The sequence below is a fragment of the Bradyrhizobium sp. Ses1 genome (assembly GCF_059512365.1).
This window is the reverse complement of record NZ_JCAMOQ010000019.1, coordinates 18,220-31,659: the sequence shown is the minus strand read 5'-3', so window position 1 is coordinate 31,659 and position 13,440 is coordinate 18,220. Positions and strand designations below refer to the sequence as shown.

The 13,440-nt window shown below is 63.3% G+C and carries 14 protein-coding genes; 11 read left to right on the top strand and 3 right to left on the bottom strand.

The features are described 5' to 3' along the window. Positions 1-9 precede the first annotated feature (9 nt). From AC5ZG5_RS21920 to AC5ZG5_RS21900, 5 genes are all read left to right on the top strand, one after another. Positions 10-1,083: a branched-chain amino acid ABC transporter permease gene (locus AC5ZG5_RS21920; protein ID WP_456642683.1), complete on the top strand. Its 1,074-nt coding sequence runs from the start codon at positions 10-12 to the stop codon at positions 1,081-1,083. 1 nt (position 1,084) lies between these two features. Further along, positions 1,085-1,804 (top strand): ATP-binding cassette domain-containing protein, encoded by a 720-nt coding sequence (locus AC5ZG5_RS21915; protein ID WP_456642682.1) that lies wholly within the window; start codon positions 1,085-1,087, stop codon positions 1,802-1,804. Further along, the gene (locus tag AC5ZG5_RS21910) at positions 1,794-2,504 is read left to right on the top strand and encodes an ABC transporter ATP-binding protein (protein ID WP_130223980.1); all 711 of its coding nucleotides are present in this window, start codon (positions 1,794-1,796) and stop codon (positions 2,502-2,504) included. The genes AC5ZG5_RS21915 and AC5ZG5_RS21910 overlap by 11 nt, the downstream gene beginning before the upstream one ends. A 76-nt stretch (positions 2,505-2,580) precedes the next feature. Continuing rightward, positions 2,581-3,342 carry an SDR family NAD(P)-dependent oxidoreductase gene (locus tag AC5ZG5_RS21905; protein WP_456642681.1) on the top strand — a complete coding sequence of 254 codons (762 nt, stop codon included), beginning with the start codon at positions 2,581-2,583 and terminating at the stop codon, positions 3,340-3,342. Positions 3,343-3,434: 92 nt separating this feature from the next. Next, positions 3,435-4,838, top strand: a complete 1,404-nt coding sequence (locus AC5ZG5_RS21900) for an amidase (RefSeq protein ID WP_456642680.1) — start codon at positions 3,435-3,437, stop codon at positions 4,836-4,838. Positions 4,839-4,853: 15 nt separating this feature from the next. Here the strand turns inward: AC5ZG5_RS21900 and AC5ZG5_RS21895 are convergent, their stop codons facing one another. Next, complete coding sequence (locus tag AC5ZG5_RS21895; protein ID WP_456642679.1) at positions 4,854-5,009, bottom strand: hypothetical protein; 156 nt, start codon at positions 5,007-5,009, stop codon at positions 4,854-4,856. Positions 5,010-5,228: 219 nt separating this feature from the next. Here AC5ZG5_RS21895 and AC5ZG5_RS21890 point away from each other — a divergent pair, with 219 nt between their 5' ends. The 6 genes from AC5ZG5_RS21890 (at position 5,229) to AC5ZG5_RS21865 (ending at position 10,807) form a co-directional block, all read left to right on the top strand. Then, a complete protein-coding gene (locus AC5ZG5_RS21890; RefSeq protein ID WP_456642678.1) occupies positions 5,229-5,798 on the top strand; it encodes a cytochrome c oxidase subunit 3 in 570 nt (189 codons plus the stop codon). After that, on the top strand, positions 5,799-6,065 hold the full coding sequence (locus tag AC5ZG5_RS21885) for a cytochrome C oxidase subunit IV family protein (protein ID WP_456642677.1): 267 nt from the start codon (positions 5,799-5,801) through the stop codon (positions 6,063-6,065). It abuts the gene before it with no gap. A gap of 105 nt (positions 6,066-6,170) precedes the next feature. Continuing rightward, a complete protein-coding gene (locus tag AC5ZG5_RS21880) occupies positions 6,171-6,623 on the top strand; it encodes a c-type cytochrome (protein WP_028162230.1) in 453 nt (150 codons plus the stop codon). Between the two features lie 40 nt (positions 6,624-6,663). Continuing rightward, on the top strand, positions 6,664-8,010 hold the full coding sequence (locus tag AC5ZG5_RS21875) for a cbb3-type cytochrome c oxidase subunit I (protein ID WP_456642676.1): 1,347 nt from the start codon (positions 6,664-6,666) through the stop codon (positions 8,008-8,010). Between the two features lie 60 nt (positions 8,011-8,070). Next, the gene (locus AC5ZG5_RS21870; RefSeq protein WP_456642675.1) at positions 8,071-8,883 is read left to right on the top strand and encodes a CbbQ/NirQ/NorQ/GpvN family protein; all 813 of its coding nucleotides are present in this window, start codon (positions 8,071-8,073) and stop codon (positions 8,881-8,883) included. 10 nt (positions 8,884-8,893) lie between these two features. Beyond that, a complete protein-coding gene (locus tag AC5ZG5_RS21865; protein ID WP_456671152.1) occupies positions 8,894-10,807 on the top strand; it encodes a nitric oxide reductase activation protein NorD in 1,914 nt (637 codons plus the stop codon). Between the two features lie 245 nt (positions 10,808-11,052). Here AC5ZG5_RS21865 and hemN read toward each other — a convergent pair whose 3' ends face one another. Continuing rightward, positions 11,053-12,405 (bottom strand): oxygen-independent coproporphyrinogen III oxidase, encoded by a 1,353-nt coding sequence (gene hemN, locus AC5ZG5_RS21860; protein ID WP_456642673.1) that lies wholly within the window; start codon positions 12,403-12,405, stop codon positions 11,053-11,055. Between the two features lie 146 nt (positions 12,406-12,551). Continuing rightward, positions 12,552-13,415 (bottom strand): SUMF1/EgtB/PvdO family nonheme iron enzyme, encoded by an 864-nt coding sequence (locus AC5ZG5_RS21855; protein WP_456642672.1) that lies wholly within the window; start codon positions 13,413-13,415, stop codon positions 12,552-12,554. Positions 13,416-13,440 lie beyond the last annotated feature (25 nt).

Sequence of the window (13,440 nt, the reverse complement as noted above, 5' to 3'; positions counted from 1 at the left end):
GGGGGTGTGATGTTCAAACTGCTTGATGGTCCGCAGACCTTGGGACGTGGATGGACGTTCTGGTCCTGCTTTCTCGCCGTGCTGGCAGCCGCGTTGATCTATCCGGTCTTCGCGGACTCCTACGATGTCGGCAACTTCTCCTACTTCCTGATCTGGGTTTTCATGGCGCTCGGCCTCTGCCTGATGTGGGGCTATGGCGGCATGCTGTCGTTCGGCCAGACATTCTTCTTCGGCATCTCCGGTTATGCCTATGGCGTATTGGCCATCAACATGGGCGGAGGTTCGACGACGATCGCAGCGCTGGTGCTGTCGGTGATCATCGCGATGATCGCGGCAGGAATCCTCGGTTATTTCATGATCTGGGGCGGCATCAGCGGCATCTTCTTCGGCATTGTGACGCTGTCGGCGACGCTGGTGCTGGCGTTCTTCCTTGGACAGACCGCCGGACCGGAATGGCACATCGGCACTGCGCGGCTGAACGGCTTCAACGGCATGAAGGGCATGGATCCGCTCACCGTCGGCGATTTCTACATCGAGGGATCCGCGCTGTACTACGTCATGGTCGCGCTGATCGTGATCGTCTACATCGCGCTGCGCATGCTGGTGAACTCGCGCATCGGCAACGTGATCGTTGCGACGCGCGAGAACCCGCAGCGCGCCGAGATGCTCGGCTACGACGTCCGCAAGTATCAATTGCTTACATTCGTCATCGGGAGCGGGCTCGCCGGCCTCAGCGGCGCCCTTTATACGTCCTGGGGGCAGTTCATCACCCCATCGAGCATCGGGTTGCCGGCCGCCGCCATGCCGATCGTGTGGGTCGCATTCTCCGGACGAAGCGATCTGACGGCGACGCTGGTTGGCTCGTTCCTGCTGCTGTTCGGCTTCCAGACCATCACTGTCTATAGCCAGCAGGCTGCGCTCGTGCTGATGGGTACGCTTCTGCTCGCCACCGTGATGCTGGCGCCGCAGGGTTTTGTGCTCGGTGTCGGCAAGCTCGTGGTCGATCGCTGGATCGGGCGCCGGCGGCGTGACGCAAATTCCACTCTGGCAGACACCGGCCGTCTGCAATCGGACGAGGCCTGATATGACGCTTGTCGATGTGAAGGGCGTGACCAAACGCTTTGGCGGATTGACGGCCGTCTCCGATGTCGATCTGAGTGTTAATGCCGGGGAAGTTCATTGCCTGATCGGCCCCAACGGTGCCGGCAAGAGCACGCTGTTCAAGCTGATCGTCGGCCTCTATCCGCCGACCAAAGGCAGCATCTTCTTCGACTCCATCGATATCACCGAGGAACGCCCCTTTGCGCGTGTGCAGCGGGGCATGAGCATCAAGATGCAGGCGCCGAGCGTGTTCAAGGAGCTGCCAGTCCGGCAGAATATCCAGATCGCGCTGCAGGGGCGCCTCTCGGGCGCGGAGCGCGACGTTGAGGAGGAGCGGCTGCTCACGCTTCTTGATCTTGCGTCGGACAGCGGCAAATTGGCCGGTGCTCTTTCGCACGGCCAGCAGCAGTGGCTCGAAATCGGCATGGCGCTGGCGCTGCAGCCGCAGCTATTATTGCTGGACGAGCCGACCGCCGGCATGTCGCCGGAGGAGACGTTCAAGACCGGGGAGCTCATCAAGTCGTTCAATGCCGAGGGCATGACGATTCTCGTCGTCGAGCACGACATGGCATTTGTGCGGCAGATTGCGCAACGCGTGACCGTGCTGCATCTCGGCAAGATCTTCGCGCGAGGCAGTCTCGAGACGATCATTCAGGACGAGAAAGTCGCTGAAATCTACCTTGGTAAGACGCATGCCCACTGATCGGATTCTGGACGTATCGGAACTCTGGGCGGGTTACGGCGCCACGCCGATCCTGCAGGGCGTGAGCATGTCGGTGTCCCGCGGCGAGATCGTCGGCGTGATCGGCCGGAACGGCGTCGGCAAGTCGACGCTGATGCGGTGCCTGATCGGGCTTCTGGAGACGTGGCGCGGCACGATCACCTTCTTAGGTGAGGATGTGACCCAGTTGCAGGCCGACGCCCGGGCGCGCGCCGGCTTCGGTTACATCCCGCAGGGACGGGATGTGTTTCCGCAGATGAGCGTCGAGGAAAACCTGCAGGTCGGCGAACTGATCGGCGGACCAGAGGGCAAGAAGCTGCCCGAGCTCGTCTATGAGTATTTTCCACGATTGAAGGAGCGGCGGCGGCAGGTTGCCGGCACCATGTCCGGAGGCGAGCAACAGCAACTTGCGATCGGCCGGGCTCTGATCGGAAATCCGACCTTGATGATCCTCGACGAGCCGTCCGAGGGTATCCAGCCGTCGATCGTGCAGCACATTTGCGACGCGCTGAAATCGTTCCGGGCTGAGCTGGGAACGACGATCGTTTTCGTCGAGCAGAACCTGGATACGATCCTGGAGATCGCCGAGCGCTGCTACATCATGGAAAAAGGTAAGATCACGCGATCGCTGGCCGGCGAGGACGTCAACGCAGACAATGTCCGCGCGCAACTGCTGTTATGAGCCTCACCTTTGCAGGAGCGCGCCTTGTTCATGAACGCGTCATTTGAAATCAAAATGATCAGGGAGGGAGACGAACATGGATTTAGGTCTTAAAGGAGCCAACGTTCTCGTCACGGGCAGCACCAAGGGCATCGGCAGGGCGATCGCCGAGACCTTCGCCAATGAGGGCGCCAATGTCGGAATTTGCGCGCGCAATCAGGCGGACGTGGACAGCACGGTCGCGGCGCTCAAGGCAAAGGGCGTTGCGGCGTTTGGCGGTTCGGTCGATGTATCCAATGGTGCGGCACTCAAGGCCTGGGTGAGCAACATGGCATCGAAGCTCGGCGGCATTGATGTCGTCGTCGCCAATGTCAGCGCCCTGTCCATAGGGCAGGACGAGGAAAGCTGGGAGAAGGAATTCTCCACCGACATGATGGGAACGGTCCGCCTGGTGAATGCCGGGATGCCATATCTGGAAAAGAGCGGCGCTCCTGCGATCGTGACGATCTCCAGCGTGTCGGGACGCGAGGTCGATTTTGCGAGCGGCCCCTACGGCACTTTCAAGGCGGCGATCATCCACTATACGCAGGGCCTGGCCTATCAGCTCGCCGCGAAGGGCATACGCGCCAATTCCGTGTCTCCGGGCAACACCTATTTCGAGGGCGGTGTCTGGAACATGATCAAGGACAGCAATCCCGAACTGTACAAGAGTGCGCTGGCGCTCAATCCGACAGGACGGATGGGCACGCCACAGGAGATGGCGAATGCCGTCGTGTTCCTTGCGAGCCGGGCGGCCAGCTTCATCACGGGAACTAACCTTGTCGTGGACGGTGCCTTGACACGAGGCGTGCAGTTCTAGGTAGGCGCGGCGGAATTCGAATGAAAGGTCCCGACGCCGGAGCGTCCGGTGCTGGCGCGCGAGCGCATTCCCGATGACAACAGGAACTCGACATGTCTGCGGATCAACTGCACTACAAGTCCATATCTGAACTGTCCGAATTGTTTCGCCGCAAGAAGGTGTTGCCTTCGGAGGTCACTGAAGCAACGTTGAACCGCATCGACAAGCTCGATGGAGGCTTGCACGGATATGCCGTCGTCCTCGCGGAGCGGGCCATGGCGCAGGCAAGGCAGCATGACAGCGAGATCGCCAAGGGCATTTGGCGCGGCCCGCTTCATGGCGTTCCGATCGGTCTGAAGGACCTGTGCTATACGACATTTGCGCCGACGGCGGGCGGCACGAAGGTTCATGCGAACTTCGTGCCGTCCTTCAATGCGACGATCGTTGATCGCCTCGAGCGCGCCGGCGCAGTCACGCTCGGAAAGCTCAAGATGACGGAAGGCGCCTATACGAGCCATCATCCTGATGATCAGGCCCCGCTCAATCCCTGGAATGCGGACTATTGGGTCGGCTCCTCATCGACCGGATCGGGCGTCGCCACCTCCGCCGGTCTCTGCTACGGATCGATCGGAAGCGACACCGGCGGTTCGATCAGATTTCCTTCGGCGACCTGCGGATTAACGGGGATCAAGCCGACATGGGGCCGGGTGAGCCGATACGGGATTTTCCCATTGGCGGACTCGCTCGATCATATCGGACCGATGTGCCGAAGTGCTGCGGACGCCGCAGCGATGCTGGGCGTCATCGCAGGCGCTGATGCCAACGACCCGACTGCTCTGCAGGCTCTCGTTCCGAATTATCTGGCCCGAATCGGCGATGGCGTACGCGGCCTCAGGATTGGTGTGGATCGCAAATACACGCAGGATGGAATCGACCCGCAGGTCGTGGCGGCCTTGCTGGAGGCCGAGCGCACGCTGGTGGAGCTCGGTGCCGAAATCCGTGAGGTTCGATTTCCCTTCTACGAGAAACTCGTCAGCCTATGGATCCCGATGTGCTCGGTCGAGACAGCCGAAGCGCATCTGGAGACCTATCCATCACGCAAATCGGAATACGGTCCGGACCTTGCGCAGTTGATCGAGCAGGGCAGGTCGGTCAGCGGTGTCGAGATCGCGGCCATTCATCATGAGCGCCTCAAGTTCTGCGGCAGCCTGGCAGCATTGTTTGGGGATATCGATCTTTTGCTCATTCCGACGATGCCGGTGCCGATTCCAACCCTTGCGAAAATGAGTGAATACGGCGCCGATCCGAACGTGCTCTTGAGCATCCTGCGCTTCACCGCGGTGTTCGACTTCAGCGGGAGTCCGACGATCACGCTTCCTATGGGGATGGCGTCGGATCGGATGCCGCTGAGCATGCAGCTGGTCGGCCCGCATCTCTCAGAGGATATGCTCGCGCGCGCAGCTCACGCGTTCCAGTCGGTCACGGACTGGCATACCCTCCGGCCGCCGATTGGATGACCGTTCGGAGACCGGCTACTGGGTCAAGGAAAGCAACGCGGCGATTGCGGCCGACAGCGCAATCGCTGAGACCGTTGCGGTGGTCGACAGGACGCCCATGGCTCGCAGCGCGCTGGCGAAGATCATGATCAGAGGCGTCGCGGTGATGAGGCCTACCTGCGCGTCGCTCATGGTTCCAACTCCGATCTCGTCTCTTTGTTTGGGCATGATCTTTTCGGAAAACCGGTTTCCACTTTTCCGCATCGTGCTCTAGCAACTCAATGCCGCCCGCCTTGTGCGACCGTGCTGACCGGACCCTACGCGGCGGGCTGCACCCGTCTTTGTCCGGCAACAAAGATCGGGGCTGTCATCCCCGATAGCGATCCGATGCACGACCCGTCCGGAGGATCCATGTCGGCTCAAGATTGCGAAGTGCAGGAAAGCGGCCTGCTGGCTGAACTCCCCGGCGACCCCATGATCTGGGTGCTGATCTTCAGCGAGCTTGCGGTCTTCGGCCTGCTGCTCGGCGCATTCGCCGTCGCCCGCGCCGTCAATCCTGCCATCTTCGCCTCCGGCCAGGCCGTTCTTGAGCCGGGCCTCGCGGCGCTCAACACCTTGGTTCTGGTGACCAGCGGGTGGGCCGCCGCACGTGGAGCGGCAGCCGCTCGCGCGCGTGCAGCGGTGGCGTGCCGTCGCTGGCTGGGGCTCGCGATCGCGCTTGGAGGCGTATTCGTCGCGATCAAGCTGCTCGAATACGATAGCGAGATCGCGGCCGGTGCGGGACTGGAGACCAGCACGTTCTTCACGCTGTATTTCCTGCTGACCGGCTTCCACCTGCTGCACGTCGTGCTCGGCATGGTGATCCTCGCAGTGGTTCAGCGCGGTGCGGAAGGGGGCGCGGTCGAGACCGGAACGTCGTTCTGGCACATGGTCGACCTGGTCTGGATCCTGATGTTTCCGATCATCTATTTGGTGCGCTGAATGATGGCCCGTCATCCGCTCGACACGACCCTGATCCTCCTGATCGGCCTCGCGATCGCGACGCTGATCGCCTCTCGAAGCGTGCCAGTTGCCTGGTTGGGCAACGTCGTCGTGCTCGCCCTCGCGGCCCTGAAAGGGCGATGGATCCTGCTCGACTTCCTCGGACTTCGCTCCGTGCCCGCGATCTGGCGCGGACTGATCACCGCTTGGGTGCTCGCCGTCGCATCGCTCGCCTGGGCGGCCTCCGTCGCCAGATTGCTGATCTGAGCCGCCGAATGTAGCGCTGGTTGCTCCAGCACAAAGAACCGACGGGAGTGCTGCGTAGATTGGCCGGGCGCTCGCACCATCAACAAGAACGGGAAAGGATAGGTGATGGCTGAACGCCTCACGAAAACGGCTGCCCGAAACGTCTTCTACGGGGGATCCGCCTTCTTCTTTGCGATCTTCCTCGGCCTGACGGCCCACAGCCACTACTACATGGTGAACACCTCGACCAACGCCTCGACGCTGACGGATTCGGTCGCGCGCGGCAAACATGTCTGGGAGAAGAACTCTTGCATCAACTGCCACACGCTGCTCGGCGAGGGCGCCTATTTCGCGCCTGAGGTCGGCAACGTGTGGGATCGCTGGGGCGGCAAGGAAGATCCGGCCGCGGCAAGGGACATCCTGAAGTCGTGGATGCAGTCGCAGCCGTCAGGCGCGCCCGGCCGGCGGCAGATGCCGCAATTCAACCTGACCGACCAGGAACTCAACGATCTCGCCGACTTCCTGCAATGGACCAGCACCATCAAGCGCCAGGACTGGCCGCCCAACAAGGCCGGATGAGCACCGCGTCCCGACAGCCCTTCAACAAGAGAGCTTTTCGATGAAGTACCAGACCCAGAAAGTCGCGATGCTGTATTTCTACGGCGCGCTGACGCTTTTCCTCGCCCAGGTCATCTTCGGCCTGCTTGCAGGCACGATCTACGTCCTGCCGAACACGCTTTCGGTCCTCCTGCCCTTCAATATCGTCAGGATGATACACACCAACGCCCTGATCGTGTGGTCGCTGATCGGCTTCATGGGCGCGACCTATTACCTGCTGCCGGAGGAGACCGAGACCGAGCTCTTCAGTCCGCTGCTCGCCAAGATCCAGTTCTGGATGTTCTTCGGCGCCGCGGGCGCCGCGGTCGTCGGCTATCTCTTCCACTACCATGAGGGGCGTGAATTCCTCGAGCAGCCCTTCATTATCAAGGTCGGCATCGTCGTCGTCTGCCTGATGTTCCTGTTCAACGTGACGATGACGGCGCTCAAGGGGCGCAAGACCACGGTGACGAACATCCTGTTGTTCGGCCTGTGGGGCGTTGCGATCTTCTTCCTGTTCGCGTTCTACAATCCGGCGAATCTCGCGGTCGACAAGATGTACTGGTGGTACATCGTGCACCTGTGGGTCGAGGGCGTCTGGGAGCTGATCATGGCCTCCGTGCTCGCCTTCCTGATGATCAAGCTCAACGGCATCGACCGCGAGGTGGTCGAGAAGTGGCTCTACGTCATCATCGGCCTGGCGCTGTTCTCGGGCATCCTCGGCACCGGCCACCACTTCTACTGGATCGGCGCGCCGGGATACTGGCAGTGGATCGGCTCGCTGTTCTCGACGCTGGAGGTCGCGCCCTTCTTCACCATGGTGATCTTCACCGTGCAGATGACCTGGAAGGCCGGACGCAAGCATCCGAACCGCGCGGCGCTGCTGTGGTCCGTCGGCTGCTCGGTGATGGCGTTCCTCGGCGCCGGCGTGTGGGGCTTCCTGCACACCCTGTCCTCGGTGAACTATTACACGCACGGCACCCAGGTGACCGCCGCACACGGGCATCTCGCGTTCTTCGGCGCCTATGTGATGCTGAACCTCGCGGTGATGGCCTATGCGATCCCGGAGATCCGCGGCCGCGCGCCCTACAACCAGTGGCTCAGCATGGCAAGCTGCTGGATCATGTGCACGGCGATGCTGACGATGACCTTCGCGCTGACCTTCGCCGGCGTCGTCCAGGTCCATCTGCAGCGCGTCCTCGGCCAGAGCTACATGGAAGTGCAGGACCAGCTCGCAATGTTCTACTGGGTCCGTCTCGGCTCCGGTGTGTTCGTCGCGATCTCCGCGCTGATGTTCGTCTGGGCCGTGCTGGTGCCCGGACGTGAGAAGCGGTCCTTCGCCGGCGGAGCGCTGCAGCCCGCCGAGTAAAGCAACGCGGCGGCCGCGCGCGTCGCGGCCGCCATTCCCTCGATGTCCCGGAGAACCATCATGAAATCCGTCTTTCAGGCTGTGGCAGGCCCCGCTTCGGAGATTCCGGCTTATGTGCCGAGCGGAAACGAGTGCGCGCTGTTCGAGCACGCGTGGCGTCACCGCCTGGCGGTGCTGCTGAAAGGCCCGACCGGCTGCGGCAAGACCCGCTTCGTGGCCCACATGGCCGCACGCCTCGGCATCCCCTTGCATACCGTCGCCTGCCACGATGACCTCACCGCGGCCGATCTCACCGGCCGCTACCTGCTCAAGGGCGGCGACACGGTCTGGACGGACGGTCCCCTGACCCGGGCGGTGCGCGAAGGCGGCATCTGTTATCTCGACGAGGTCGTGGAAGCCCGCAAGGACGTGACGGTGGTGCTGCATCCATTGACGGACGACCGCCGGATCCTTCCGCTGGAGCGCACCGGCGAGGAGCTTGTCGCGCCGCCGGGCTTCATGCTGGTCGTCTCCTACAATCCCGGCTACCAGAGTCTGCTGAAGGCATTGAAGCCGTCGACACGGCAACGCTTCGTTGCCATCGAGTTCGACTTTCTGCCGCCGGAGCAGGAGATCGCCGTCGTGTCGGCGGAAAGCGGGCTTCCGCCGGATCGCGTGCGGCCGCTGGTGCAGCTCGCCGGACGTCTGCGCGCGCTCAAGGGACATGACCTGGAGGAGGGTGTCTCGACGCGCCTCATCGTCTACTCCGCCACCCTCGTCGCGGCCGGTGTTTCCGTCACCGAGGCCGTCCTCGCCGGCATGATTGAGCCGTTGACTGATGATAACGACGTCAAGGCCGCGCTGGTGGAGGTCGCACGGGCCGTCATTGGATAGGTGAGCGTCGATGCTGGATTTTCTCGAGCTGGAGGAGACCGTCGGCCGTGCGTGGCATCGCCTGGTCGGCGCGACCGCGTCCTATCCGGTTCACGCCGATCACGCGGTCGCACTCTCCGAGATGCAGGGACAGATCGCCGTCATGTTCCGCGCGCTCGGCGGCGAGGCGGGCGTCGCGCTCGCCGGCGCGGGCGCCCGCAAATCCGGACACCGGCTCGCCTGGAGGCAGCGGATTGGCCTCGGTGACGAATCCCTTGCCCATCCCGGACGCGACGCGGCGACCGTCTTCCTGCCCGAGCGCATCGCTTTGTTTCCGGATCGCGCCCTGAACGCGGCTCTCTATCGTTGGCTCGCTGCCTGGTTTGCCACCGTGCCGCTGGAGGCGATAGACGAGACCGATCCGCTGCGGCGCGATCTCCTCATCCTACGTCGCGCCCGTGCCACGGCCGCCATGGTCGCCGCTCGATTTCCCGGACTCGCAGACTCCTACACACGACTGGCTGCGGCAGTGGTATCCGCCCGGCCGCAGCGGCCATTGCCTCGCGTGGAGCGCGAGGTCGAACAGATCGTGCTCGCGCTCCTTGGCGCCGCGGCTCCGCCACGAGGGGACCTGTGGTTTTCGCTGATCGGCGAGAACGCGTTGCCGGAACGCGCGCCGCCCGGATATCGCCCGGTGCTGCCGTGTCCGTTGTGGGGCGATTGCTGGACCCGCGACCTCGCCCAGATATCTCAAGATCAGGACGATGTCTCGCACGACGCCCAGGCGGACGCGCCGGACTCGCGAAAGCGCTTTGCGACCCGCGAGCGGGAGAACGAAGCCGACAAGAGGGATCCGTTCATCCTCAACCGGTTCGAGAAGATCCTGGCTATGGCGGAGATGGTGAACGTTGATCGCCCCTCCGACGACACCGAGGACGAGAATGCGCGCAAGGCGGCCGACGATCTGGAAGAACTGTCGATCGGGCGGCGCAGCGGAAAACCTGCGACGAAGCTGAAGTTCGATCTCGACCTGCCGCCGGAAGCGGTCGACCCCTCGCGGCTCGATGGCGAGCGGCTCTACCCGGAATGGGATTATCGCGGCCGCATCTATCTGCAGGACCACTGCCGCGTGTTGACGGCGCATGCGAGCCAGACCGGCGAAAGCTGGGCGGCGGACCAGGCCACGCGCCGCCGCATCCGCCAGGTGCGGCGCCAGTTCGAGGCGCTGCGGCCTCGCCACGAGCTCGCGCGGGCACAGCCCGATGGGCACGCTCTCGACATCGACGCGCTGGTCCGTGCGCGTTGCGATCTCCGTGCCGGCAGCGGCGCGCTCGATCGCGTTCACCTCGCGATGCGACCGCAAGGTCACGATCTGGCGGTGACGCTGCTCGTCGACGTATCGCTCTCGACCGACGCCTGGGTCGATGGGTACCGCGTCCTGGACGTGGAGAAGGAAGCGTTGCTTGTCCTGGCTCACGGACTGTCGGCCTGCGGCGATCACCACAGCATCCTGACCTTCACCTCGCGCCGTCGCTCCTGGGTGCGGCTCGAGACCGTCAAAGCGTTCGGAGAGCCGATGAGTGCGCAGGTCGAGCGGCGCATCGGGGCACTCAAGCCCGGATACTACACTCGCATCGGCGCGGCAGTGCGCCACGCCGCGTCGGAACTTGCGGCGCAGCCGCAGCGAAAGAAATTGCTGATCGTTCTCACCGACGGCAAGCCGAACGACGTCGACCATTATGAGGGGCGTTTCGCCATCGAAGACACCCGCAAGGCCGTCCAGGAGGCGCGCCGGCTCGGCGCCGCAGTCTTCGGCGTCACGATCGATGCGACCGCTCAGAGCTATTTTCCGACGCTGTTCGGGCGCAGCGGCTACGCAATCGTCGGCAACATCCGGCGCCTGCCAGCCGCCTTGCCGGCGCTCTACCGCCAGCTGACGCAATAGTTAGAGCGCGATGACCTTTGTTTGAATCGGGGTGATTGCGCTTGTTCACCTCTCCCATAGGGAGAGGTCGGCGCGCAGCGCCGGGTGAGGGGTTACGGTCCCTCGATTGAGCGCATCCCCCTCACCCGGATCGCATTTCGCTCCGCTGCATGCGATCCGACCTCTCCCCGATGGGGAGAGGTAAGACACTTCCGACGTGGCGCCCACTTAGCCTGATCTCAGTACGCCCTAACCTTCCGGCAGGTCTAGACAGCACGACTGTGTGTGGCCACGGATCGTGGAAGATGCGCGTCGAATGCCGAGGCGACGCTGCGGACCAGGAATTCGGCGCCATCGTTGACCGCGAGGCGGTCACCGAACATCGTCACAGCGCCATCGGCGATGAGGCTTTCGATCCGCGACCGATCGACGATAGCTGACTGTGGATCGCGGCCGTGCAGCCGCGATACCTTGGGGAGGTCAACCGCAAGATCGCACATGATCCGTTCGATGATGTCGGCGCGGAAGCGGTCTTCCTCGGTGAAGGCGTAGCCCTTGACCGTGGCGAGCCGGTCCTCGACGATGCGCGCAAGATAGTCGCGCGTCGGCACGGCGTTCTGCACGAAACCTTGCGGCATGCGGCCGATGGCGCTGGCGCCGAGGCCAATGAGGGTGTCGGCCGAATCGTCGGTGTAGCCCTGGAAATTCCTCCGCAACCTGCCTTCTTGTCTCGCCACGGCAAGATTGTCGGTGGGAAGGGCGAAGTGATCGAGGCCGATGCGCATGTAGCCCGCATCGAGCAACGCCTGCGCGATCGTTTCGGACTGAAGATGCCGCTCGATGCTGTCAGGCAAGGACTCTTCGGCAATCTTGCGCTGGTGCTTCTTGAAGGAGGGAATGTGCGCGTAGCCGAACACGGAGAAGCGATCCGGACGTAGCTCGACACATTTTGCAACCGTGTCCAGGCACGAATCCACCGTCTGCAGCGGCAGGCCGTAGAGCAGGTCGAAATTGAGCCTGCTGATGCCGGCCCGGCGCAGCCGCTCGACGGACGCGGCGGTCTGCTCATAGCTCTGGTGCCGATTGATGGCGCGCTGCACGGCCGGATCGAAGCTTTGGACGCCAAGGCTCGCGCGGTTGACGCCGCAATAGCCCAGCGCCTCCGCCATCGGCTCGGTCAGCGTGCGCGGATCGATCTCGACGGCGATCTCGGCTTCCGGCAGCACGAAGAACGAATAGCGCAAGGCACCGATGAGGTCCGCGAAGGTCTCCGGCGACATGATTGTCGGCGTGCCGCCACCGAAGTGGATATGGGAGAGCGGCAGCCTTTGCCCAATCGTCTCGGCGACAAGGAGTGCCTCCGTGCGCAGGCCCGACGCGTAGATCGCAATCGGCTCGTCACGCTTGCTTACGGATGTATGACATCCGCAGTACCAGCACATGGCTCGGCAGAACGGGACGTGGAGATAGAGTGACGCCGGCTGGCGAATGGGTATCGATTTGAGCCACTGCCGATAATCGACTTCGCCGATCGCAGGTGAAAAATGCGGGGCCGTCGGATAGCTGGTGTAGCGCGGCAGCCGGTCCTGCCCGTAGGATTGCGCCAAGTCGGATCGCATCTGCCTTCCTCCTTCGTCTCCGCATGATCTATCGGACCCGTGGTGGAATGACTTTGTTCTAGCTCAATCGCATATCAGGTTGAGAGGTGGCCCCGGTGAGGCGGCGCTCCCTCTTTCGCAAGCGGGAGAGGTGAAGATTCGGCCGCTCAGGTTCGCGGCAGCAGCGTCGCCACATTCCGGGAGATCGCAGCAGTGATCGAGCTGGAAGGCTCGACGACCAGCCTGAAGCCGAGATTGGTCGGCGGAATGCCGACGGCGCATCCGCCGGACTTGGGATCACGGATGAAGTCGGTCATGTAGGCGCGGTGGGCTCCCTCCACGACGCGGACCCCACAATTCGTGTTGGTGATCCGCTCGCCTCTGTCGTCGAGCGAGGCGCGAACGAAGCAGCTATCCGTCCACTCCCAAACATTGCCGGCCAGGTCGTCCAGTCCGTTGCTGTTCGTGCCGAACGTGCCCCCCGGCTGCGCGGCCTTTTCGGCGGGCTTGGAGCGGGCGGATTCGGCTTCATATCTGGCGATCCAGGCCTGCGCCGGATCCGCCGGGTCGACCAGCGGCAACGCTTCGTCGCGCGCCTTCTCGGCGGCCGCGAATGTCCACTCCTCGTCGGTCGGTAGACGATGGGTAATGCCGGTCCTGCGCGAAAGCCATGCGGCATAGGCCGAGGCGTCGTGCCAACTGACGCCGACGACGGGCACGTCCAGGGAGCCGTTGGGGACCGGCACCTTTGGACAGGCTCCGTCGTCGACGCAGCGCACGTACTCGGCGACCGTGACCTGCCGCTTCATGACAGTGAGTTCAGCAGGCAGGCGGAGTTTGCGCAGGGGCCCTTCGACCGGTCTGTCATCCCGCGAGAAATCGCCGGCAGCCCGATAGCTGAACGAAACAGGAGAGAGGCGCACAGCACCGTTGTCATCATGCGGAGGCGCGGGCGAGAACACGGTGGCCAGGATCGGCGCAGCCAGCGCGCCGGCGAGCATGGCCGTTTTCATTTTCATCAGGATGAGCATGATGTCGCCTCCACTTGGTGAAACG

Coding starts and splice junctions, on each gene's coding strand:
- AC5ZG5_RS21920 (WP_456642683.1), top strand. CDS start 10: ATGTTCAAACTGCTTGATGGTCCGCAGACCTTGGGACGTGGATGGACG.
- AC5ZG5_RS21915 (WP_456642682.1), top strand. CDS start 1,085: ATGACGCTTGTCGATGTGAAGGGCGTGACCAAACGCTTTGGCGGATTG.
- AC5ZG5_RS21910 (WP_130223980.1), top strand. CDS start 1,794: ATGCCCACTGATCGGATTCTGGACGTATCGGAACTCTGGGCGGGTTAC.
- AC5ZG5_RS21905 (WP_456642681.1), top strand. CDS start 2,581: ATGGATTTAGGTCTTAAAGGAGCCAACGTTCTCGTCACGGGCAGCACC.
- AC5ZG5_RS21900 (WP_456642680.1), top strand. CDS start 3,435: ATGTCTGCGGATCAACTGCACTACAAGTCCATATCTGAACTGTCCGAA.
- AC5ZG5_RS21895 (WP_456642679.1), bottom strand. CDS start 5,009: ATGAGCGACGCGCAGGTAGGCCTCATCACCGCGACGCCTCTGATCATG.
- AC5ZG5_RS21890 (WP_456642678.1), top strand. CDS start 5,229: ATGTCGGCTCAAGATTGCGAAGTGCAGGAAAGCGGCCTGCTGGCTGAA.
- AC5ZG5_RS21885 (WP_456642677.1), top strand. CDS start 5,799: ATGATGGCCCGTCATCCGCTCGACACGACCCTGATCCTCCTGATCGGC.
- AC5ZG5_RS21880 (WP_028162230.1), top strand. CDS start 6,171: ATGGCTGAACGCCTCACGAAAACGGCTGCCCGAAACGTCTTCTACGGG.
- AC5ZG5_RS21875 (WP_456642676.1), top strand. CDS start 6,664: ATGAAGTACCAGACCCAGAAAGTCGCGATGCTGTATTTCTACGGCGCG.
- AC5ZG5_RS21870 (WP_456642675.1), top strand. CDS start 8,071: ATGAAATCCGTCTTTCAGGCTGTGGCAGGCCCCGCTTCGGAGATTCCG.
- AC5ZG5_RS21865 (WP_456671152.1), top strand. CDS start 8,894: ATGCTGGATTTTCTCGAGCTGGAGGAGACCGTCGGCCGTGCGTGGCAT.
- hemN (WP_456642673.1), bottom strand. CDS start 12,405: ATGCGATCCGACTTGGCGCAATCCTACGGGCAGGACCGGCTGCCGCGC.
- AC5ZG5_RS21855 (WP_456642672.1), bottom strand. CDS start 13,415: ATGCTCATCCTGATGAAAATGAAAACGGCCATGCTCGCCGGCGCGCTG.